This window comes from Deinococcus betulae, assembly GCF_020166395.1.
GTDB classification, from domain to species: Bacteria; Deinococcota; Deinococci; order Deinococcales; family Deinococcaceae; genus Deinococcus; species Deinococcus betulae.
In genome coordinates, this window is record NZ_JAIQXU010000004.1 from 94,819 (window position 1) to 116,843 (window position 22,025).

A 22,025-nucleotide genomic window follows, 5' to 3' on the forward strand; every position below is an offset into this window, starting at 1 on the left:
CCGGTGGGCAGACCAGACGGGCGCCTGACCTGCCCTCAGTGGATCGCTGGTCATCTCTGGATGAGCAGGCGAAGCGAGAAGCGAAGAAGGAACGTCGCGGTGGAAATGAAGAGGCTCCGGCGCCCGTCTGATGGCGTGGCCTATAAGCTGCGGAGGTCTTGGCCTGTTACTTCAGGGTCGTCTTGCTGGCAGGGCTGCTCGCCGGGTCGGTGTCATCCCAGGCGACCACACTGCCGTCACTGTAGGTCTGGTAGACCTTCCAGGCCAGCTCGCCGGGCGCCGCTGGATTGCGCGCCTGGAAAAAGAAGCGGGCGTACTCCATGGGCGCCACGCGGCCCTTCCAGACCACCTCTGTGACCAGGCCATCCGCGTTTTTTCTAACTGTACGGGTAAAGCCAGGCGTGACCTGAAACCGGCTGATGCTGACGCCCGCCGGCACCACCAGCCGAATCTCGGTGGTGCTGATGTCTTTTTCGGTGGGCACGTTCAGGCGGTAGGTTTCACTGGCACCGACCTTGCTTTCGGTCAGGCCGCCTTCAGTGCGGACAGTGGCGTGGGCAGCGGCGAGCGGCAGCAGGAGGGCGGCCGACAGGGCCAGCAGGAATGCAGGAAATTTCATGGGGAACCTCGGTGGGTATGGGGGCGCGGCAGGCATGTCCAGCCACCCGGTAAGGGGGCTGAGACAGGCCTTTGAGGGCAGACCGTCAACCGAGGACAGGGGGCGCGCGGGGCTGGGGGCCGCGCTGGGGCGCCAGCACAGGTCGCTGGGCGGTGGGAACGCGTGCCGCTTGAGACGCCGGGAGAGCAACAAAGAGCAACGCCCCTCCGGCTTCCAGGGCAAAGGCCGCCGTGAAGCAGAAAGGGCAGTGCGCGCCGTGGTCGACGCGGTGGGGCGGGGCATTGGGCGCCGCGTCGCTCAGGGCCGTCGCGGAGGACTGGGGCGCCGGGTGACTCCGATCTACCTCTTCTGGTGGCTGGTGGCTACGGCCCGCGTGGGCTGCGCTGCGGGCGTGGGCCTCAGTCCTCTCGGCCAGCCCAGGCAGGGGCGCCGCCGTCACCCGGAGCAGCGGCGCCAGGGCAGGCCCTACCGGCCCCGTCACGCGGCCCAGGAAGGCAAACGAGGCGAGCAGGCACAGCAGGGCCAGCAGCCAGCGCTGCCCCCTACTTGCTCGCCTCTGCTGTCTCACGCGGGCCAGCATAGAGCGGGGGGACGGTGCAGGTGTCCTGCGGCCGTCCCCCGTCCCTCTACCCGGCAGGCTTTAGCCGAAGCGGCCCGTCACGTACGCCTCAGTGCGCTCGTCGCGCGGCGAGGTAAAAATCTGGTCGGTGACGCCGTGTTCCACAAGGTCGCCGTTCAGGAAGAACGAGGTGGTATCCGAGACCCGCGCTGCCTGGTGCATGTTGTGGGTCACGATAATGATGGTCGTCACCTGCTTGAGGCCGGTCATCAGTTCCTCAATCTTGGCCGTGCTGGCGGGGTCCAGGGCGCTGGTGGGTTCGTCCATCAGCAGGATTTCAGGCTCCACGGCCAGGGCGCGCGCGATACACAGGCGCTGCTGCTGCCCGCCCGACAGGCCGGTGGCAGGCGTCTTGAGCCGGTCTTTGACCTCCTCCCACAGCGCGGCGCCGCGCAGCGAACGCTCGGCCATCTCCATCAGGCGCTTGCTGTCGCGGATGCCCGCCAGCTTGAGACCCGAGACCACGTTGTCAAAGACGCTCATGGTGGGAAAGGGGTTGGGCTTCTGGAACACCATGCCCACGCGGCGGCGCATGGCCACCGGGTCCACGCCCGCGCCGTAGACGTTCTCGCCGTCCAGCAGGATGGTGCCCTCCACGCGGGCGCCGGGGGTCAGGTCGTGCATTCGGTTAATAGCCCGCAGGAAGGTGGTCTTGCCGCAGCCCGAGGGGCCGATCAGGGCGTTGACACTGCCACGCTGCACGGTCAGGTCCACGCCGCGCACGGCCTGCTTGTCGCCGTAGAAGATATTGACGTTCTGGGCACTGAGGATGGGGGTCACAGAGGTACGGCTCCTTTACTTGCGGCGGCTGGCGCGGCGGGCCAGCAGACTGGTGAGGAAAATCAGGGTGATGAGCAGCAGGGCGCCCGCCTTGGCCAGGCGCTGGTTCTCGTCGTAGGCGCTGGTGGCGCCCCGGTAGATTTCCAAGGGCAGGGCGCTCATGGGTTTGGTCGGGTCCACGTTGATCTGGTTGTTGCCGAAGGCCGTGAACAGCAGCGGCGCCGCCTCGCCGGCCACGCGGGCCAGGGCCAGCATCACGCCGGTCACGATGCCCCCAGCGGCGGCCGGCAGCACGATGCGCAGCGTCACCAGCCACTTGGGCAGCCCCAGGGCCAGGCCAGCTTCGCGCACCGTCTGGGGCACCAGCTTGAGCACTTCCTCGGTGGTGCGCACCACGATAGGAATCATCAGGAAGCCCAGCGCCACCGCGCCTGCCAGCCCCGAGAAGCCAAATTGCAGCACGATCAGCCCGTAAGCCACCAGGCCCATCACGATGGCGGGAATCCCGGCCAGCACGTCGCTGACCATGCGAATGGTGGGCATCAGGGGGTGGCGGGGGTACTCGGCCAGAAAGATGCCGCCGGCGACTCCCACCGTCACCCCCAGGAGACTGGCCATCGCCAGCATCTCGACGCTGCCTAGGATGGCGTTGGCCAGGCCGCCGCCGGTCTCGCCCTCGGGGGCGGGCACCCTGGTAAAGAAGTCCAGGTTCATGGCCCCCAGACCCTCGCGGAGCAGGTACAGGAAAATCAGAATCAGGGGCGCGACCACCAGCAAGGTGGCCAGGAGAATCAGGCCGCCCATCAGCAGGTTCTGTGCGCGCCGGACGGGACTGAGGCCGTGGCGGCGGGCGGGCGCCTGGGTGGCAGCGCTCATCATTGAATCCCCTTGGGTGTCAGGCGCGCGATGATCAGCCGGGCCACGAAGTTAACAGCCACGCTTAGGACAAACAGGCTCAGGCCCAGGGTCACCACGCTGGAGCGGTGCAGGGCCTCCTGCGCGTCCCCGAACTGGTTGGCAATCACCGAGGCCATGGTGCTGGCGCCGCCCCAGATGCTTTTCAGAAGGTCCTGGCTGTCCCCGATGACCATGGCCACCGCCAGTGTTTCGCCCAGCGCGCGGCCCAGGGCCAGAATCACGCCGCCCAGAATGCCGGCGCGGGCGTAGGGCAAGATGGCGCGCGAAATGACCTCCCATTTGGTCGCGCCCAGCGCGTACATGGCTTCACGCTGATCCTGCGGCACCAAGCGGATGACATCGCGCGCCACCGACGCCGTGTAGGGCAGAATCATGACCGTCAGGATGATAACGGCCAGGGCGAGACCGCGCCCGTCAAAACTACTCGGGACGAAAAGGCACTGCAAGTTGGTCTGCCCGCTGTCCCAGAGGGTTTTGCAACTGGTGTACAGGGCGAGCTTTCCTGGATCGGTAAAAAAGCCCTGTTCCCAGCGGCTGAGCACCGGTGCAAGCACGAACAGCGCCCACAGGCCGTAGACCACGCTGGGCACGGCGGCCAGCAGTTCAATCAGGTAACCGACCGGGTTGGCCAGCCACTTGGGGGCGTATTCCGCCACGAACAAGGCACTGGCCACGGCCAGCGGCACACTGATGACGAGCGCCACCAGGCTGGTCACCAGGGTCCCCATCACCATGGCCACCGCGCCGTACTCGTTTTGCACCGGATTCCAGACACGTTGGAAGAAAAACGGCAGGCCGATGTTTTGAAGGGTCGGCCAGGACTCGCGGCCCAGCTGATAGACACTGAGGACGAAGACAAGCACGATAATGCCGGCCAGCAGCAGAATCAGGCCCTGAAACACACGGTCAGAGGCGCTGCTGAGGCCAGCAGGGCGCGGCGGGCGGGTGTGGGTGGGTTCGCTCATGAGTTCATGACCCCTCCGGGGCCTTCGTCTTCAGTTCACACGGGCTTCGTCAGCGCCGCGTCAGGTGCGGGCGGCGGCGGGCAGATTGATCAGGACGGAGCGGGGTCAGCGCTGCTCAGGCCCACAGAAAGGCGGCGCCCGCCCCTGGGGGAAAGCGCCGCCAACGTGGAAGGTCTTCTTTACAGCTTCTTGCCGTCGAAGGTCATCTTGTTCAGGATGCTCTTGGCCTTGTTGGCGGCGGCAGCGGGCAGCTTGGCGTAGTCCAGCGGCTCGTTGTAGCCCTGGCCGGTCGTGACCATCCAGCCCAGCAGGTCTTTCAGGGCCTTGGCCTGGGCCTGGGTACGGCTGCCGTACTTCTGCTCCTGGTAGAAGATGACGTAGGTAAAGCTGGCAATCGGGTAGGCGTCGGCGTTGGCGCTGTTGGTCAGACTGACGCGGGTGTCGGCCGGAATGACCACACCGTTGGCGGCCAGCGCGGCGGGGCCGTTGTCGGCCAGCACGAACTTGCCAGCGCGGTTTTGCACGCTGCCGAAAGGCAGTTTGTTCTGCTTGGCGTACACCAGTTCCACGTAGCCGATGGCGCCGGGGGTGCTTTTCACCACGCCCGCCACGCCGTCGTTGCCGCGTGCGCCGGTGCCCACGGGCCACTGCAGGCTGTTGCCCACACCGACCTTGCTCTTCCACTCACTGCTGACCTTGGCCAAGTAGTCGGAAAACACGTAGGTCGTGCCCGAGCCGTCGCTGCGGCGGGCCACCGTGATGGGCAGGGGCGCGATGGTGACGCCGGGGTTCAGGGCCGTGATGGCCTTGTCGTTCCAGGTCTTGATTTTGCCCAGGTAGATGTCGGCCAGCACCTTACCGGTGAACTTGAGGGGCGCGGTCACGCCCGGCAGGTTGTAGGCGGGCACCACGGCGCCGATGGCCGTGGGGATGTGCAGCAGCTGACCGGGGGCGTCTTTCATGGCCTCGTCGCTCATGGGGTTGTCGCTGCCAGCGAAGTCCACAGTGCGCTCCAGAATCTGTTTCTGGCCTGCGCCGCTGCCCACCGACTGGTAGTTCACGGCCACGCCCTTGTCGTTCTTGTATTCGGCAAACATCTTGCTGTACAGGGGGAAGGGAAAGCTGGCGCCCGCGCCAGTCACAGTGGACTGGGCGGCGGCCATGGTCACGGTGAGGGCAGCAGCCAGAGCAAACATCTTCTTCATGGCTGGCAGTGTGCCCGGCGATTGTCAGCGCCGCGTCACGTTCCAGAGGCACCCTTTAAGGCTTCCCTGAGCCTTCCCGTGACGGCGTGATCTTCAGGTGGTTGCCGGCTGCGGCGCATGGGCGGCCAGGACTGCGTGGGCCACAGCGGCCACCAGGTCAGGCAGCACCCCAAAGGAATACGGCTTATACACCCGCTCCAGCCACTGGTGGTAGTCGCGGCCCCACGGCCCCAGGTTGATGCACGGCAGGCCGGCGGGCAGCGCCTGAATCTGCGCTTCCTTGACGGGCGTATTGGCATTCACGAAGGCCACGTCGGCCGCGTCGCCGTGCCCGAACCAGCTCATGTCGCTGATGCCGGTAAAAACCGCCCGCTCCACGACCTCGGCGCCGCATGCCGCGCACGCCTGCGCCAGCGCCGCGCGCAGAACCTCTAAGGCGTGGGCATCGTCTCCGTATGGGGCCAGGTGGGTGTGCGGGTAGTGCAGAGAGGCAAAGCCGAGCACTGCCGCTGGCCCCAGCAGGCCCGCCGCGTCCCAGAGCCAGCCGGTCAGCGCGGCACTCCGGGTCGGGTAATCCAGGTGCCCCAGGGTGTCGGCATAGGCCGCGAAAGCACGAGCGAAGTCGGGGTGCTGCTCGGCCGCCTGCGCCATCAGATCGGCCACCGTCAGGACCAGGGGCGTGGCCCCGTGGGCGGCGCTGGCCTGTTCACCCAGGGCCTCGGCGCGGCGGCGCAAGGTGGCCAGGGCATCCTCCAGTGTGGTCTGGGCCACCCGCTGAAAGCTGCCCAGCACCGCCGAGGCGTCCAGACCGTGCGTCAGGCTGTTCACACACAGCCAGGCGCGGGCAGGCGTGGTCACGTCGTAATAGGTTTTCAGGTCGGTCTGTTTGAGCAGGGTGGGAGGCGTCCCTATGAGGCCCCCGGTCTGGTCCGTCAGCTCCGGGTTCAGCTCGAAGGCCCGCGCCAGTTCACTGGCCAGAAAGTTGGCATTGATGCCGTCCAGCGCGTAACCGGCGTGGGTGTCCACCCCCACCACGAAGGCCGACACCAGCAGTTTGCCCGCCGTGCCCAGGTACACGGCCTGACCGGCGCGGCCGTCGCCATTGTCGCCGGTGGCGTCGAGGTTAATGACCAGCGGCAGGGTCAGGTGCCGCTCCCGCGCCAGGGCCAGCAGGCGCGGCGCGGCGTGCCGGGCACCGTGCGAACTGACCTCCTCGTCGGCCACTGCCACGAACAACAGGTTGCCTTCCCGCTCTGGCTGCTCGGCAAAGCGCTCCAGGGCGACTAGGCCCGCCGCCAGCCCCGACTTCATGTCCAGCGCGCCCCGGCCCGGCAGAAAGTCGCCGCTTTCCAGGTCCGCCAGGGCGCGGTGCTCGGCGTCACTGCGGGCATTCACCCGCAGGTCGTCAATCAGGCGCGGCAGCAGCACTTCGGGGTCGCAGGCCCACTCGGCGTGCGGGCCGTAGTTGGCTGTCGACACCACGTCGTAGTGACTGGTCAACACCACCGTCGCCGGCCCCGCGCCCTGCACCAGCGCATACACGTTGCGCCGGCCCAGCGGGTCATTCTCGATGACCTCTGTCCAGAGGTGATCTGGATGCGCCTGAAAATAGGGCAGGCGCCGTAAGATGGCCAGCAGCGTGTCTGGAAAGAGGGTTTCGCCTTCTGTGTTCGTGATGCTGGCCGCCCGGACCATCTCGGCCGTCAGAGCCTGCGCCCGCAAAACTGTTGACATGGGGTTCAGCATAAAGGTGGGTTGCACGCAGCCCCAGCGCCCGGAATCCAGTCCACAGAGGCGGCTTCTTCCGTGCTGCACGGCATTCCTTAGCACTTGCTCAAAATGCCCACCAGGACGTTATTTTTCCTTGCTTAAATCTTGAAAGAACGTGCTGGCGGGCATTGCCAGCCCTTCTCCCCTCTTCCCAAGCGGAGACGCATATGTCATGCTGCTCACCATGACGAAAAAGTCTGCTAAGCCCGCCGCCAAGAAGCCCGCTGCCAAAGCTGCTCCTGCCGCCAAAGCCGCCCCCAAAAAGGTCGCCGGCGAGAGCAACAAGGTTGCCAAGACCCAGCTCGTGGAAATGGTCGCCGACAAGACCGGCCTGACCAAGAAGCAGAGCGAAGAAGCCGTCAGCGCCATGCTGGACGTTGTGGTGGGCGCCATCAAGGGCGGCCAGAGTGTGGGCCTGCCCGGCCTGGGCACCCTGAGCGTCAAGGCCACCGCCGCCCGCACCGGCGTGCGCCCCGGCACCAGCGAGAAGATCCAAATTCCCGCCGGCAAGAAAGTGGCCTTCAAGGTCGCCAGCACCCTCAAGGGCAACCTGTAAGCACCGCTGTTCTGCCCCGGAACGCGCCCCCAGTGGGCGCGTTTTTGGTTGGCGCCAGGTCTGGGCGCCGCCGCAGAAGTCAGGTCACCCCTAAGCAACGCGCCTGCATCAGCAGGGCTGCTGAAACGACCGGATGAACCTCTCTCTTTCCGCCGCCGGTGGGCCTTTCCCCAGCTATCTTGAAGCCCATGTCCCCCGCCCCTCTGCTCAGCGAACGGCTTCAAGCGGTCACCGAAGCCCTCGCAGCCACGACCACACAGGCGGACGTCTTTCACATTGTCCTTCAGCCGGCCCTCCAGGCTCTTGAAGGCCTTGCCGGCACGGTCCTGCTGGTGGACCGTGCGGGAACCTCTCTTGTGTGTGCCGCTGCTCAGGGTCAAACGGACAGTCCTACCATCTGGCAAGACGGGCCTCTGAGCGGCGTCACGCCCGCCACCGACGCGCTGCGGCACCATCACCCCCTGCTGTTTGAACATGGTGGCGATTTGCTGCGGGCCTATCCCGATATTGAAACCACCACGGGAGGCAAGGCGGCTGTCGGCACCGCCGTCTTCCCCATGTTTCTGGATCACCTGCCTCTGGGCGTGCTGGTACTTGATTTCAAGGAGCCGCATCACTTCACCGACGACGAGCAGCGGTTTCTTCAGACCCTGGCCGCCCAATGCGCGCTGGCCCTGGGGCGCATTCAGGCCATCCAGCAGCTTGAAGCGCAGGTGCAGGCCCGCACCCAGGCCCTGGACACCGAGCGCGCCGCCCTGGACGCCTTTGTCGCCTACAAAGAGGCCATCGGCAGTGAAACCAGTGTGCCCGCACTGGCCCAGCAGGCTGCGCAGGTCATTCAGGCGACCCTGGGCCAGGTCAGCGTCGTGTACTACGAGCGTGAGGACCACCTCTGGAAGGCCCGGAGCTGGTCTGAGGATGTGCCTGCCGACGTCCTGGCGCAGATTCGGGTGGGGGTGCCAGATGACGCCCCGAGCTTTGCCGAGGCGGTGACCACTCAGGCCGCCGTGTTCATGCATGGCTGGGACGCCGAAGCGAATAATGTGTCGGCGGCGTCGGCCTACGGCGCCGTGGCCTTTCTGCCTCTGGTCGTTCAGGGGCGCATTCAGGGCCTGCTGACGCTGGGCACCCGCGCCGCCCGCACCTGGTCGGTCCGGGAACAGGCGATTGTGCGCGCCGTTGCGCGTGGCCTGACGCTGACCCTGAGCCGCACCGAACAGCAGCGCGAACTGGAAGCCCGCAACAAGGCGCTGGAGGGCTTTGCCGACCTGACGCGGGATATGGCCCTGGAGTTTGACGCTCTGCGCCTGATTGGCCGGGTGCAGGACCTGATGGTCTCACTGCTTCCCGACACAATTTCGACCTACTACGAACTTGACGGCGACACCTGGCGTCTGCTGACCCACCGGGGCACCTTCCGAAACCCGGGCATGCTCGTGGCCCTGGGCCGTGGCCTTCCACGGGGGCAGACTGTTAACCTGGACCGTCCCTACGACACCCGGACGGCGTTTTATCAAGACGTCTATGACCCCGTGACCACAGCAGCTGCGGGCAGCGCAGTTACGGTCATCCGGGCGAGTGCCGCTTTTCCCGTCTTCTGTCAGGGGCAGGTGCAGGGCGTGCTGGTGGCTGGCCGACATGAAACGGCCAACTGGACCGCAGACGAGCGGACCATTCTGGAAACCACGGTGCGCAGCCTCTCGGTTGCCCTGGAGAGAACGCAGGCGACCCAACAGGTGCTGAAGCAAAACGCCGAACTGGCCGCCCGCACGCGCGAACTGGAGCGGAGCAACGAGGAGCTGGAACGCTTTGCGTACATTGCCAGCCACGACCTGCAAGAACCGCTGCGCACGGTGAGCAGTTTCGCGGAACTCCTGATGAAACAGGTGCCGAGCGAGAACGCCAAGGCGGCGCGGTACATGCAGTACGTTCAGGAAGGCACAGAGCGGATGCGCCGCCTGCTGGAAGAACTGCTGGTGTTCTCGCGCATCATGACTCAGGGCACAGAGCCGCAGCCGGTCAGTGCCTGGAAGGTGGCCACGCAGGTGCTGCATGACCTGGGGGCGCAGGTGGAACGGACCCAGGCCCAGGTCACCGTGGACGAACTTCCGGTGGTGCGGGCGGATGAAACGCAGCTGCGGCAGTTGCTGCAAAATCTGATCAGCAATGCCTTGAAGTTTGCGGCACCGGGCCGCCTTCCCCGCGTGAGCGTGACCGCTCAGGTAGACGGCCCAGTGGCCCAGTTTTCCGTGCGTGACAATGGCATCGGCATTGAGCCAAAGTATTTCGAGCGCATTTTTACGATCTTTCAGCGCCTGAATCGCCGAGAGGACTACGAGGGCACCGGGATGGGGCTGTCTATCGCCCGGCGGATTGTGGAGCGCCACGGCGGTCAGATCTGGGTTGACAGTACCCCTGGGGAAGGCACGACCTTTCACTTCACCCTGCCGCTTGCTACTGGAGAAACTGCATAAGGAGCAGAAGCCCGCCTCCAGGTGGCTGGGAGAAAAGACAGGACATAGAAACGGAGCGGTTGACCCTGCCCCGTTTTGACCTTCGTCTCGGGGCTCTTGGTCTCGCCGTCCTCTCAGGCCGGGACGACGCGCCACATACCTCCCGAAACTGCTTTCAATTCATCAAGCGCAATTAGGTCACGAACATGGTCTACGCGCAGAGACCGCAGTTTTAAGAGTCCAGGCGGCGGGGCCAGTTGGTCGTGCGGCTTTCGCGCCAGAAGCCCACGAAGGCGTCTACCTGTTCTAAAAAGGCCTGAAAACTGTGCGACTTCACCAGGTAAGAGCTGGCGTGCAGCGTGTACGCCCGCTCGATGTCATCCGGCTGCGATGAGGTCGAGAGCATCACGACCGGCAGAGTACGCAGGCGGCGGTCTTCCTTGATGGTGTGCAGCACCTCAAAGCCTGACATCCCCGGCATGTTGACATCCAGAATCACGGCGTCAGGCAGGGGGTCGCCGCCGCGCAGCTGCTCCAGCGCCTCGGCGCCGCTGCGGCAGGTCGTAACCATCAGCTGATCGGCATGCTCCTCAAAGACCTCCTGCGCCAGCAGCAGGTCGGCGGGGTTATCGTCCACCAGCAGCACATGAAAAGGCCGGGTCACGGCGCAGCCCTCAGGCGGCCCGCGCCAGACAGGGGGAAAGAGGCGCTCACCCCCGCACTATACGTGCCGGGCTGGGCAGCCTTGTGGGCCGCGCGGCGGCGCTCAGGACTCAGGCCGTGCAGGCGCCGCCACAATTGGGTATCCTCGGACACCTTCAGTTCACCGCCTCCCACCTGCCTTCAGGAGACTTTCTTGGCCCCCACTGCCCTTTCCCTGTCTGTCCTGAACGCCCTGAGTCCGGCGGCTTTTGCCGCCCATTTTGCCGGAGTGCTGGAACATTCGCCGCACTACGCCGCCCAGGTGGCGGCCGGGCGGCCCTTTGACACGCCTGAAGCGCTGGCCCAGGCCTTTGCCCAGGCCGCCCGCAGCGGGTCGCCGGCCGAGACACTGACCCTGATTCGTGCCCACCCCGACCTGGCCGGCAAGGCCGCGCTGGCCGGCGACCTGACCCCGGAAAGCGCCCACGAGCAGGCCAGCGCTGGCCTGGACCGCCTGACCCCCGAGGAATATGCGGAGTTTCAGGCGCTGAACGCGGCGTACCACAGGCGCTTTGCCATGCCCTACGTGGTGTGCGTGCGCGAACAGACCAAAGCCAGCATTTTCGAGGGTGCCCGGCGCCGCCTGACCCACACCCCCGAGCAGGAACGTGGGGCGGCCCTGCACGAGATTGGCCGCATTGCGCGCCTGCGTGTCCTCGACCTCATTCACAGCCAGGAGCAGCCATGACGGTCAAGGTCAAACTGGGCGACAACAATTACGGCAAGGCCGATGTGCGGCTGTTCAAGGTTTTTCGGGACCGGCCCCAGCACGACATCAAGGATGTGCAGGTGCGCGTAGCGGTCACCGGAGATTTTGAGGCCGCCCACACGGTGGGTGACAACACGGGTCTGGTGGCCACCGACACCATGCGCAACCTGGTCTACGCCCTGGCCCGCGACGGCCTGACCGGCAGTATCGAGGCGTTTGGGCAGCACCTGGCCGCCGAGCTGATGGCGCGTGGCCCCCGCGTGACAGGAGCCAGGGTCACCCTGACCGAACACACCTGGGCACGCCTGATGAGCGGCGGCCAGCCGCACGACCACTCGTTCGTGCGCCAGATGCCCAAGCACACCGCGACTGTTGAACGGACAGACGGCGGCACCCAGGTGGAAAGCGGGATTGACGACCTGTACCTGCTGAAAACCACCAACAGCGGCTGGGCCGGCTTTCACCGCGACGAATTCACGACCCTGCCCGAAACACATGACCGCATTCTGGCCACCGTCGTGAGCGCCCGCTGGACCTACCGCACCCCCGACTGTGACCACGACGACGTGTGGCAGCGGGCGTATACGGCGCTGCTGGACGTGTTCCCCGACCACTACTCGCCCAGCATGCAGCACACCCTGTACCGGCTGGGCGAGGCGGTGCTGGACCGCTGCCCCGAGATGGAGCGCGTTCATTTTTCGTTCCCCAACCGGCACCACATCCTGTATCCGCTGGAGCGCTACGGCATGACCAACCCCGGCACCATCTTTCATGCCGACGCCGAGCCGTACGGGGTCATTGAAGGCTGGGTGGAGCGGGCATGAGCGGCGCTGGCCTGAGCACGCATGTGCTTGACACTGCGCGGGGGCGCCCAGCGGCAGGCGTGCGCGTGCAGCTGTTCCGCGCCGCCGCCGAACGCGAACTCCTGCGCGACACCGTGACCAATGCCGATGGCCGCACTGACGGGCCTTTACTGGCGCCCGGCACCTTGCAGGCCGGCACCTATGAGCTGGCCTTTCACGTCGCGCCCTATTTTGCTGACCTCACGGCAGAGCCGCCCTTTCTGGACGTGGTCACGCTGCGCTTCACCGTGGCGGGCACAGACGCGCACTACCATGTGCCGCTTCTGGTCTCGCCGTGGTCCTACAGCACCTACCGGGGCAGCTGAGGGCAAGGCGGCGACGGCGGCCAGTAACGACTGTGACCTTCACCTATAGTCGCCCTGAACAGTGGCTACGCTTCGACCCTCTCGCCTTCTGCTTTCACCCTTTGCCCCGCCACATAGACGCTGTTCACCCTCAGCTCGGGCGTCAGCAGGGTCAGGTCGGCGCGCTGGCCGGCGCTCAGTTCGCCCCGGTCGGTCAGGCCCAGCGACCGTGCTGGGGTGAGGCTCAGCATGCGGCTCACCTCAGGCAGCGACACGCCAAGGGCCACAGCGCTGCGCAGGGCCGCGTCCATCGTCAGCACACTTCCGGCCAGGGTGCCGTCGGCCAGGGTGGCGCGGCCCCCCTGCACCTGAACGGGCTGGCCGCCCAGTTCGCTGGCCCCGTCGCCCAGCCCGGCGGCCCGCATGGCGTCTGTAATCAGCACCACGCGCCCAGGGGCCGCTGCACGGGCCAGCAAGAACGAGGTGTCATGGACGTGCAACCCGTCCAGAATGACCTCCAGGGTGGCGTTGGGGTCGGCCAGCAGCGCCCCGGCCGGACCGGGCGCCCGGCCTTCAATGCCGCCCATCGCGTTGAACAGATGGGTGGCGCAGGCCTGCCCGCCCGCCTCACGCACCACCCGGAGCGCGGCCTGCACGGTCTCGGCATCGGCACGGGTGTGGCCGATGCCCACCCGGACCCCGGCCTGTGCAAAAGCCTGGGCCGCTGCCAGCGCGCCGGGCAGTTCGGGCGCCAGGGTGACGGCCCGCACTGCGCCCGTCGCCAGCACCTGCGCCACCCGTTCCGGCGTGGGGGCCAGGGCGCACGGCGGCTGCGCGCCCAGCCGGTCTGGGCTGATGAAGGGCCCCTCCAGGTGTGCGCCGGGCAGATCGGCGCCGCCGGGAACGCCGCCGGCGCGCCGGACCTCGGCCACAGCGGTCAGGGCGCGCAGCACCTCTGGCCAGGGATTGGTGATGGTGGTTGGCAGCAGCGTCGTGGTGCCGCACGCCGCATGAAAGCGGGCCAGGGTGCGAATCCCCTCAGGGCCGTCCATCGTGTCGCCGCCCGCTCCTCCGTGAACATGGGTGTCCACGAAGCCGGGCAGAATCAGTATGTCGCGCGGCGCCTGCGCGTCGGGCACGACTGCCTCAATCTGGCCGCCGCGCAGGATCAAGCGGCCCGGCTGAAGGCCACTGGGCAACACCAACACACCACGGAGTTCTGCGGGCGAATGAGCGGGGTCATGGGTCATGAATTGGCCTGCATCCTAACGGGAAGCGCGGGCCCCCGGCGCCCCGGTGCGTAAACAAGGTGTCAACCCAACACACAAGGCGCTCTGTTCAGGGCAGAATAGAGGGGCTATGGCACGAGTGAAAACAAAAGATGAGCGCCAGACCACTTCCCCTTTTGACGCCTTTGACGGGCTGATGGCGACGGCGGCCCTGGACCCGCAAACCCGCACCCTGGCCGAGGGCGGCGCCGACACTGGCGCGGTCAATGCCGCCCTGAGCGAGACCCTAAACAGCGCGCTGCGGCGCTGGGGCCTGGGCCTGCACCACCTGCGCCATGAGGCCCAGGTCACCGACAGCGGCCAGGACATCGCCATCCTGACGGGCGGGCGGCAGACAGCCCTGGTCAGCGAGGGGCCCGCAGCCCTGGCCCGCGCCCTGGAAGCGATGGGCGCCGCCGACGAGCGGGGCCTGAGCCTGTGGGGCGTGCTGGGCGAAGGTCACCGCGTCCCTGGCGACACGCCTTTTGCCCGCCTGCGCGTCCTGATTGAAGACGCCCGCGACTTCGAAACCGAGTGGACTCCGGCGCGCGGCGGCGCCTTTCACCGCACCTGGCGTGCCGGCGACACCCTGTTTGTCGAGGTGGCACGCCCCGCCTCGCCGCAAACTGCCCTGTCCGACGCCGCCTGGGACGTGATTACCAGCATCAAGGACCGCACCTTTCAGCGTGAGCTGATGCGCCGCAGCGAGGAGATGGGGATGCTGGGGGCCCTGCTGGGCGCCCGCCACGCCAGCGCACGCAACAATCTGGCGGCTCTGCCGGATGCCCACTTCACGGTGCAGGCGACCATTCAGACCCTGAGTGGTCCGCAGGCCCGCCAGGCCGAGGAATACCGCACTGCGCTGAGGCTGGCCACCGAGGAACTGGACGCCCTGCAGGGTCAGGCCACCCGCCAGCTGGCCGAGGTGCTGCGCCACGGCCTGAAAGACAGCTGAACGGCCTGGCGATGATTCGGCAGTAGACCGCTACAGTCTCAAGCGCGAACCTCAGAGCGGTTAAGGATTAATACCCGGCAACCGCTCTGAGGCGAACAAGGGGCGTGGCCCAAAGAGGCGGAGGCGTCCAGGTTCGCCGTTCTGCTTAGGGTCGCGCTGGCAGCCGGTTTGTAAGGCTGACGCAGTGGGGGTACGAGGCTGGAGGCGCCCTTGCAAACTCTTGTGACAAGGGCCGGCGGCGTGCCACAGGCAAAGTCGCGCGTCGCTGGACTCAAGAGCGCCGGGTACGGCTCTGCCAGAGCCGCAAACACATGCAAAAGCAGGGGACGCCGTTGGCGTCCCTTCTCTGTGTTCCCGCATCTTTGGCGCTGCCCTTCTCTAGTCTCTCTCTTCCTCAGGCTCTGGGGCATTGAGCCAGGAGCTGCTGCCCGGCACCAGGGCCATATCGCAGAGGGCCAGGAACGCCCGGTCGTCGGGCTGGGCGCTGACGCCCAGGGTCCAGGTGCCTGCGGGCAACTCCCCTAGCAGGTAATTCACGGCCCGCTCCGGCCGGATGGCACCCGGCAGCAGAGTCAGGCCCAGTGGGTCGCGCGTCAGGCGCAGGTCCTGTCGAAAAGGAGCGTCCTCAAGCCACTCAGTCAGGCCAGTCTGGGCCTGATCCAGGGCCAGAGACAGGCCGTAAGGGTCGCGCAGCCGCACCAGCAGCGGGCGGCCCTGCCGTTCGGTGACTGTTACCTCTAACCCCAGCTGGCCCAGCGCGTTCAGGTGACCCGCCGCCTGGGCTGCCAGCGACAGCGCCGCCTCGGTGTCGGCCTGGGCTTCCAGCGTCAGCCGCCGCCACGCCGCGTCTTCCTGACCGTCGGGGGTCAGGATAAGGGCGCCGTATTCCAGCACCTGCCAGGACGTGAACGCGGCGGGGACAGACAGCAGCTCTTCCTCGTTCATGCCGGTCACGGGAATCAGATCGGCCTGGCCCAGCAGCGTGCCCAGGCCGCTGGCCAGGTGACTCAGGTCGGCGGTCTGGGCCGGGTCGTACAGGGTGCCCAGGGGATTGAGAAAAACGGCAGTCATGCGCCCATGCTAGGGCCTGCCGTTTCCGGCACCGTTACCCGCCCGCCACCGCCAGGGCAGGCACCCGCGCGGCCGGGGCGCCCGTGGCCTCCAGAGTCCAGTCCAGGGTGGTCCCCAGGGCCTCTATCTGACTGAGCAGGTCCAGGATGTTGCCGGCCACCGTGAACACGTCCAGGGGATGAGCCCGCTCGCCGTCTTCCAGCCAGAACCCCTCGGCCTGCAAACTGAAGTCCCCGGTGTAAGGGTCGGCGCCAGCGTGGCCGCCCTTAACCTGCGTGAGCAGCAGCCCGGTCACCCCAGCTGCCACCGCCTCGTCGGAGGTGGTGCCCGGCTGAATGGCCAGGTTGCTGGCCCCCACCCCCACCACGCCCTGATAACCCAGGCGCGCGGCGTGGCCGGTGCTGTCCAGCCCCGCGCGGGCAGCCGTCTGGGCGTTGTGCATAAAGGCCTTGAGGCGGCCGCCTTCCAGCAGCGTCAGGGGCGCGCTGGGACAGCCCTCGGCGTCAAAAGCGCGTGACCGCAACCCCAGAGGCAGCGTGGCGTCGTCCACCAGGGTCACCAGATCACTGGCGACCACCTCGCCCAGCCGGCCGGCCAGCGGGCTCTTGCCTTCCTCGACCATGCGCCCGCTGAACATGGAGGCGAACAGGCGCAGCAGGTCGGCCAGACATTCGCCGGTAATCACCGCCGGAAAGGTGCCGGTAGGCGCTGGGCGCGCGCCCAGCAGCGCCAGGCTTTTCTGAGCAGCGGTCAGGGCGGTCTGGGTGGGGTCCAGGCCCGCGAAATCGCGGGTGAACTGCCAGTCGCCGCTCATGCGGTTTTCGCTTCCCTCACGCGCCAGTGGATAGGCGTAGGTCAGTGCGTGCAGGGCGCGGCCTTCGCGGCGCAGGCCCTCGGTGTTGCCCACCAGGGTCTCGGTCTGGCTGTCCTCGTAGCCGGTGTAGGGCACGCTGGCCACGCGGGGGTCGTGCCTGCGGGCCGCCTCTTCCAGTTGCAGGGCCACCGCCACTTTTTGCGCGGCGGTAACGCCACTGAGGCCCTCGCCCCAGGTGTCCACGCTGGGCGGTGTGCCCCAGGCGCGCAGGGCCGCGCCCGCTTCGGGGGCCACCAGTTCGGCGTTCTGCACCGCTGAGCGCAGCGCCCGTTCCAGCGCAGGCCGCGACAGGTTCTCGGTGAACGAGTAGCCCCAGGCGCCGCCCACCAGCGCCCGCAAGCCCACCCCCTGCTGCGTCGAGACCTTAAATTCACTGACCTCGCCGGTGTGCGCCTCAATGTTGGTCGCGGCTGTGCGGCGGGCGTACACCTCCAGGGCCACCCCCTGCGCCTGCGCGGCCGATAGCAAGTAGGTGCGCGCGGCGTCCAGACTCAGCTGCTCTGCTCCGTTCAGATCGGCGCCGGTCATGCGCGGCCTCCCACGGTGATTTCGCTGAGCAGAATGTGGGGTTGCCCCACATCGGTGGGAATGCTGCCCGACACGCTGCCGCACATTCCCTGTCCCAGCGCGAGGTCGCCCGCCACCCCCACGATGTTCTGCAAGTCCTGCGCGCCGTTGCCCACCAGTGACGCTCCCTTGACCGGTTCGGCCAGTTCTCCGCCGCGAATCATGTACGCCTCGTGGACCGCAAAGTTGTATTCGCCGGTGCCGGGCGTCACGCTGCCGCCGCCCATGCGCCGGGCGTACATGCCCAGGTCCACCTGCCCGATCAGGCCTTCGGGGGTCTGGTCGCCCCGGTCAATAAACGTCGAGCGCATGCGGCTGGCGGGCGCGAAGGTGTAATTCTGACGGCGACCACTGCCGGTGCGGCGGTGCCCGGTCTGCAGTTCGCCCACCCGGTCAGCCAGGAAGGATTTCAGAATGCCGCCCTCAATCAGGACCGTGCGTTCGGCGGGCATGCCCTCGTCGTCCACGTTGACCATGCCCCAGGCGCCCGGAATGGTGCCGTCGTCAATGGCCGTTACGCAGGGGTGGGCGATGGCCTGACCCAGCCGGTCACCAAATACGCTGGCGTCCCTGGCCACAGCGGTCGTTTCCAGAATGTGTCCGCAGGCCTCGTGAAAGATGACCCCCCCGAACTCATTGCCGATGACCACAGGAATCTTGCCGGCTGGGGCGTGGCGGGCGCGCAGCATGGCCCCGGCGATGCGGGCGGCCTCGGCGCCGATGCTCTCGGGGGTTACGTCCTCGAAATACTCCAGGCCGCGCCCCGCGCCAGGGCCGTAGAACCCGCTCTCGCGCAGGGTGCCGTCCTGGGCAATCGCAGACACCGACAGCCGGGTCCACACGCGCTCGTCTTCGGCCCACAAGCCTTCGGAGTTGGCCACCAGCACGCGCTGCACCCGGTCCAGGTAATTCACGTCCACCGTTTTCACGTCGGCTGCGCCCGCAGCGGCCCCGTGGGCGCGGCGCATCAGGCCCAGCTTGGCCTGGCTGCTGGCCTGAAGCGGGTGGTCGCGCACCACATACAGCGGGCGCGCGGACGCCGTGCGGAAGTCCAGCCCGCCGCTGCCGCCGGCGCTGACCTCGCCCTGCCCAGCCTGCGCGCTGGCCAGATCGGCCGCCAGGTGCCGCAGGCCGCCCGGCGTGACATCATTGGTGTAGGCGTAGACCACGCGGGTGCCGTACAGCAGGCGCAGGCCCGCGCCGTACAGGTTGCCGCCGCCCGCGTCGCGCACCTCGCCCTGGTGCAGCCGCAGCTGGGTGCTGAGTGTGTCCTCGACAAACAGCTCGGCAAAGTCGGCGCCGCCCGCCCGCGCCCGCGTGAGCACGTCCGCGCAGAGGGTAGGGTCCAGCAGTGAGGTCGTCTGAAAGGTGGTCATCTGTGGGGACTCCTTGTAACCAGAGGCCAGAAGGCCAGAGTTGAATTGAAGAACCCAGACAGCATGCCGCACCAAGCGCTGCTTTGCCTCCGCAACCTGGCGTAACCCCAGCACGACGGGGCTGGCCACATCGGAACGGCCACTCTCGTACGCTGCGGTCTATGGGATGGAGGCTGTCACCCCTTTCAGCTGGAGAAGCACTGTTGAGCCAGCGCCGTCCCTCTCAGCCCACTGGCGCGCCCGCTTGTCGTGCGGCGCTGCTTGCCGGGGTTGTCAGATGGCACAACCAAATCGTCGGTGCATTTCGTCAGCCCCCTTGCCACCCGCTTTTGAACCCACCACACACTCGATTGCCTATCTTGGCGCGCGGCAGGCCAGTGCTATTCTGGCCTGGAAGTTCCCTCTTTATCCGCGCTGTTCAAGCGGGTTGTCGGGTCTCCCCCTGTGGTGACCGTCAGACGCCCACATGATCCAATGTTGAGGCACGGTTCAGCGCCGCGCCGACCCCAGGAGGACCGTGTGATGCCCAGACTGCTTGCCCGTCAAAGCTGGCTGACCCGTTACCAACCGGGCGAACTGGCACTGGGGGCGGCCTACGTGGCCGCGTATCTGCTGCTGGACCGGGCTTCTAAACCCTTTGAAGCCTACGACGGTATCTCGCTGTGGTATCTGCCCTACGGCCTGCTGCTGGCGGTCTGGCTGCTGTATGGGCTGAAGAGTGTGCCTTTCGTGTGGCTGGGCATCGTGCTGGTGGACGCCCTGAGTGGGTATCCCGTCAACCTGCTTATCAACCTGCTGAGCGTGGTGGGCTTTGCACTGACCATTGGCCCCCTGGCCCGCCTGCTGGGCCTGGACCCCCGGTTGCCGCGCCTGGCCGACGTGCTGAATCTGGCGGTGCTGGCGCTAGGGGTGGCCTTCGTTTATGGTCTGGTCACGGTCTACGCGCTGGTGCTGGCCGGCATTCTGGCCCCGGAGGCGGTGCGCGCCATCCTGCCCGTCTGGTGGGTGGGCGACCTGGTCGGGGCGCTGGTTCTAACCCCTTTTGTGCTCGTGTGGTTGGCCCCACTCAAGCGTCAGGACTTGAGCTTGCGGGAATTGCCTGCCCGCCTGGCCGGCCCCCTCAAGGCGCGCGGAGCAGAGCTGCTGGCGCAGGCCCTGAGTCTGCCGCTGACGGTGTGGCTGGTGTTTGCTGTAGCGCCGCTGCACGACTGGCACCTGTTTTACCTGTGTTTTCTGCCAGTGGTGTGGATCGCGCTGCGCTGCGGGCTGCCCGGCGCCACACTAGCCGTGGTGGTCAACAGCGCCCTGATTGCCGGGGCGGTCTGGCTGACGGGCGACCGCGTCGAGAGCCTGGTGCAGCTTCAGGTGCTGGTGGCCGCCCTATCGCTGACCGGGCTCATTCTGGGACAGCAGCAGAGCGCCCAGCAGCAGATGCGGGCCCAGCGCGAAACGCTGTTTCAGGCGCTGAACGCTGCCCACGTCGAAATTATTGGCCGCCTGACCGCCGCTTTAGACTGGCGCGACGGGCACACCGGCGACCATACCTTCCGCATGGCCAGCCTGTGCGGGGCCATTGCCCGCCAGCTGGGCACCGACGCCGCCACCTGCGAGCGCATCGGCCTGGCGGCGCTGCTGCACGACCTGGGCAAGATAGGCATTCCGGACGCCATCCTGCACAAGGCGGGCCCCCTGAGCCCCGACGAATGGGCCGTGATGCGCCGCCATCCTCTGATTGGCGGCGAACTCCTGCGCGAAAGTCCGGCCCCGGTCGTGCAACTGGCCGAGCAGGTTGCCCTGACCCACCATGAACGCTGGGACGGCACCGGCTATCCCCAGGGCCTGCGCGCAGAGGAAATTCCCCTGGCGGGCCGCATTGCCGCCGTGGCCGACGTCTATGACGCCCTGACAAGTGACCGCCCCTACCGCCTGGCCTGGTCGCAGGACCGGGCGCTCAGTGAACTTCAGCGTGGGTCGGGCACCCAGTTTGACCCGGCGGTGGTGCGCGCGCTGCTGGCGGTGCTTCAGCAGCCTCTGCCCGTGCCTGTGGCGCTCAGAAGTGACCTGGAACCGTTGCTGGCCTTCGCGCCGCGCGGCACGCCAGCTGATTGAAACTGCTCATTGGAAGCGCTGTACCGCAGTCAGAGAGCGATTGTTCGCCTCGTGGAAGAGCGTTGCTACCAGCAGTCGGCATACTGTGGAGAGCCTCTCTCCCCAGCGCACGCTCAATGATGTTAGGTTTGCCAGAGCAGAGTGGGTGTATGCGCCGCTGACACTATTTGAACCGTCTGGAGCAATGGCGCATCTTCAGGTATGGCTTCTGCATATCCGTTGCGACGTGTGAGCGGGACAGACGCAACAGGCCGCCGAGGCGCGGGGCTTCTGGCGGCTTGAGCTCGGAGCCTCAGGCGTCTACCCGCCAATATTGATGGTAGGCGCACCCATGACGATGGTGCCGCCGTGCACGGTCATATCACCCTGACGGGCCGCTGGCATCTTGTTGATAAAGACCGTGGCGCTGCCGCGCGCAATGGTGTCCGGCGGGCCAACGCAGACACACATGTCGCCCACGCGCGCAGCGGGCATCCGGCCAATCATGACCGTGGGGCTGCCCTTGCTGATGGGCCCACCCACATGCGGCGTGTTTCCCGTGACCATGGGGCAGGTGTGGTTGTCACCAATGCGCGCGGCTGGAGGCATGGGCCCAGTGTACCCAAACGCTTTGTGCATTTCCCAACAGACCGGCACCCGGTTTCTGAGTCATAACTCAGGAATGGCGCGGCCCCGACAGATTAGCGACGAACAGATTGTGGCAGCGGCCCAGGAAGTTTTTCTGGAACAGGGATTTTCGGCCACCACAGCGGCCATTGCCCGGCGTGCTGGGGTATCTGAAGGCACCCTGTTCAACCGCTTTACCAGCAAAGAGGACCTGTTTGCAGCGGCCATCGGCCTAACCGACTACGGCCAGTGGCGGGCGGCCCTGCTGGAAGCGGCTGGCCAGGGCGAGGTCCGGCGCAATCTGGAGCGCGCCGCCCTGAGCATGCTGCACGAGGCCGAGCAACTGGTGCCCCGGCTGATGGTGGTGTTCTCGCGTGGGCATGATCCCAGCCACAACCCCATGCTCGACCGGCTGGACGACCCCATGCGGGCAGACGCGGGCGTGCTGGCCGCCTACTTGCAGGCCGAGGTGCGCCTGGGCCGGCTGCGGCCCCTGGACGCCGACATCACGGCCCTGACGATGGTGGGCGCCCTGACGCACTACATCCACCAGGAACAAGTAATGCCCCCGGCCGGGCGTGCCCCTATTGAGGCTGGACGCCTGGTGCGCGGCCTGCTGGACGTGCTGTGGCCAGGGTTGGCGCCGTGACCCGCGCACCGAAAGTAAGTGAGCCTTCACTTATAAACGGCCAGAGCTGGGGGCCAGGTCCACCGGAAGAGGGATGGCCCAGCCACCCTGCCTGATTCACCTTTTTT

21 protein-coding genes are annotated in these 22,025 nt (G+C 66.9%); 8 read left to right on the forward strand and 13 right to left on the reverse strand.

Annotation, left to right across the window (positions count from 1 at the left end; all coding sequences use genetic code 11):
* Positions 1 to 166: 166 nt before the first annotated feature.
* From K7W42_RS04895 to K7W42_RS04925, 7 genes are all read right to left on the reverse strand, one after another.
* Positions 167 to 619 carry a DUF1775 domain-containing protein gene (locus K7W42_RS04895; protein ID WP_224572775.1) on the reverse strand — a complete coding sequence of 151 codons (453 nt, stop codon included), beginning with the start codon at positions 617 to 619 and terminating at the stop codon, positions 167 to 169.
* Between the two features lie 85 nt (positions 620 to 704).
* The gene (locus K7W42_RS04900; RefSeq protein WP_224572777.1) at positions 705 to 1,187 is read right to left on the reverse strand and encodes a hypothetical protein; all 483 of its coding nucleotides are present in this window, start codon (positions 1,185 to 1,187) and stop codon (positions 705 to 707) included.
* 72 nt (positions 1,188 to 1,259) lie between these two features.
* Positions 1,260 to 2,018: a phosphate ABC transporter ATP-binding protein PstB gene (pstB, locus tag K7W42_RS04905; protein ID WP_224572778.1), complete on the reverse strand. Its 759-nt coding sequence runs from the start codon at positions 2,016 to 2,018 to the stop codon at positions 1,260 to 1,262.
* Between the two features lie 15 nt (positions 2,019 to 2,033).
* Positions 2,034 to 2,894, reverse strand: a complete 861-nt coding sequence (gene pstA / locus K7W42_RS04910; RefSeq protein ID WP_439648851.1) for a phosphate ABC transporter permease PstA — start codon at positions 2,892 to 2,894, stop codon at positions 2,034 to 2,036.
* A complete protein-coding gene (gene pstC / locus K7W42_RS04915; protein ID WP_224572780.1) occupies positions 2,894 to 3,901 on the reverse strand; it encodes a phosphate ABC transporter permease subunit PstC in 1,008 nt (335 codons plus the stop codon). The genes pstA and pstC overlap by 1 nt, the downstream gene beginning before the upstream one ends.
* A gap of 179 nt (positions 3,902 to 4,080) precedes the next feature.
* Positions 4,081 to 5,106 (reverse strand): phosphate ABC transporter substrate-binding protein PstS, encoded by a 1,026-nt coding sequence (pstS, locus tag K7W42_RS04920; RefSeq protein WP_157458416.1) that lies wholly within the window; start codon positions 5,104 to 5,106, stop codon positions 4,081 to 4,083.
* A gap of 93 nt (positions 5,107 to 5,199) precedes the next feature.
* Complete coding sequence (locus tag K7W42_RS04925) at positions 5,200 to 6,840, reverse strand: M20/M25/M40 family metallo-hydrolase (protein WP_224572781.1); 1,641 nt, start codon at positions 6,838 to 6,840, stop codon at positions 5,200 to 5,202.
* A gap of 208 nt (positions 6,841 to 7,048) precedes the next feature.
* Here K7W42_RS04925 and K7W42_RS04930 point away from each other — a divergent pair, with 208 nt between their 5' ends.
* The gene (locus K7W42_RS04930; RefSeq protein WP_157458418.1) at positions 7,049 to 7,432 is read left to right on the forward strand and encodes an HU family DNA-binding protein; all 384 of its coding nucleotides are present in this window, start codon (positions 7,049 to 7,051) and stop codon (positions 7,430 to 7,432) included.
* Between the two features lie 188 nt (positions 7,433 to 7,620).
* Complete coding sequence (locus tag K7W42_RS04935; protein WP_224572782.1) at positions 7,621 to 9,906, forward strand: ATP-binding protein; 2,286 nt, start codon at positions 7,621 to 7,623, stop codon at positions 9,904 to 9,906.
* A gap of 211 nt (positions 9,907 to 10,117) precedes the next feature.
* Here the strand turns inward: K7W42_RS04935 and K7W42_RS04940 are convergent, their stop codons facing one another.
* Complete coding sequence (locus K7W42_RS04940) at positions 10,118 to 10,549, reverse strand: response regulator (RefSeq protein ID WP_224572783.1); 432 nt, start codon at positions 10,547 to 10,549, stop codon at positions 10,118 to 10,120.
* A gap of 192 nt (positions 10,550 to 10,741) precedes the next feature.
* On the opposite strand from K7W42_RS04940, the gene uraD reads away from it, so the two are divergent.
* From uraD to uraH, 3 genes are read left to right on the forward strand one after another with little or no spacing between them, the layout of a single operon-like run.
* Positions 10,742 to 11,275, forward strand: coding sequence for a 2-oxo-4-hydroxy-4-carboxy-5-ureidoimidazoline decarboxylase (uraD, locus tag K7W42_RS04945; protein WP_224572785.1), 534 nt, complete (start codon positions 10,742 to 10,744; stop codon positions 11,273 to 11,275).
* Complete coding sequence (gene pucL, locus K7W42_RS04950; RefSeq protein WP_224572787.1) at positions 11,272 to 12,120, forward strand: factor-independent urate hydroxylase; 849 nt, start codon at positions 11,272 to 11,274, stop codon at positions 12,118 to 12,120. The genes uraD and pucL overlap by 4 nt, the downstream gene beginning before the upstream one ends.
* On the forward strand, positions 12,117 to 12,464 hold the full coding sequence (gene uraH, locus K7W42_RS04955; protein ID WP_224572789.1) for a hydroxyisourate hydrolase: 348 nt from the start codon (positions 12,117 to 12,119) through the stop codon (positions 12,462 to 12,464). The genes pucL and uraH overlap by 4 nt, the downstream gene beginning before the upstream one ends.
* A 65-nt stretch (positions 12,465 to 12,529) precedes the next feature.
* Here the strand turns inward: uraH and nagA are convergent, their stop codons facing one another.
* Positions 12,530 to 13,693: an N-acetylglucosamine-6-phosphate deacetylase gene (nagA, locus tag K7W42_RS04960; protein WP_224572791.1), complete on the reverse strand. Its 1,164-nt coding sequence runs from the start codon at positions 13,691 to 13,693 to the stop codon at positions 12,530 to 12,532.
* A 109-nt stretch (positions 13,694 to 13,802) separates the two neighbouring features.
* Between nagA and K7W42_RS04965 the strand changes: the two genes are divergently transcribed.
* Complete coding sequence (locus K7W42_RS04965; RefSeq protein ID WP_224572793.1) at positions 13,803 to 14,666, forward strand: DNA repair protein; 864 nt, start codon at positions 13,803 to 13,805, stop codon at positions 14,664 to 14,666.
* Between the two features lie 378 nt (positions 14,667 to 15,044).
* On the opposite strand, the gene K7W42_RS04970 is transcribed toward K7W42_RS04965, so the two are convergent.
* From K7W42_RS04970 to K7W42_RS04980, 3 genes are read right to left on the reverse strand one after another with little or no spacing between them, the layout of a single operon-like run.
* Complete coding sequence (locus K7W42_RS04970) at positions 15,045 to 15,737, reverse strand: HAD family hydrolase (protein WP_224572796.1); 693 nt, start codon at positions 15,735 to 15,737, stop codon at positions 15,045 to 15,047.
* 34 nt (positions 15,738 to 15,771) lie between these two features.
* Positions 15,772 to 17,139, reverse strand: coding sequence for a TldD/PmbA family protein (locus tag K7W42_RS04975; RefSeq protein WP_224572798.1), 1,368 nt, complete (start codon positions 17,137 to 17,139; stop codon positions 15,772 to 15,774).
* Positions 17,136 to 18,554 (reverse strand): TldD/PmbA family protein, encoded by a 1,419-nt coding sequence (locus K7W42_RS04980; protein ID WP_224572800.1) that lies wholly within the window; start codon positions 18,552 to 18,554, stop codon positions 17,136 to 17,138. Before K7W42_RS04980 ends, K7W42_RS04975 begins: the two co-directional genes overlap by 4 nt.
* Positions 18,555 to 19,076: 522 nt before the next feature.
* Between K7W42_RS04980 and K7W42_RS04985 the strand changes: the two genes are divergently transcribed.
* A complete protein-coding gene (locus K7W42_RS04985; protein ID WP_224572801.1) occupies positions 19,077 to 20,663 on the forward strand; it encodes an HD domain-containing phosphohydrolase in 1,587 nt (528 codons plus the stop codon).
* A 300-nt stretch (positions 20,664 to 20,963) separates the two neighbouring features.
* Here the strand turns inward: K7W42_RS04985 and K7W42_RS04990 are convergent, their stop codons facing one another.
* Positions 20,964 to 21,251, reverse strand: a complete 288-nt coding sequence (locus K7W42_RS04990; protein ID WP_224572802.1) for a PAAR domain-containing protein — start codon at positions 21,249 to 21,251, stop codon at positions 20,964 to 20,966.
* A 73-nt stretch (positions 21,252 to 21,324) separates the two neighbouring features.
* On the opposite strand from K7W42_RS04990, the gene K7W42_RS04995 reads away from it, so the two are divergent.
* Entirely contained in the window at positions 21,325 to 21,918 is a 594-nt protein-coding gene (locus K7W42_RS04995) for a TetR/AcrR family transcriptional regulator (protein ID WP_224572803.1), read from the forward strand.
* The last annotated feature ends 107 nt before the right edge of the window (positions 21,919 to 22,025 follow it).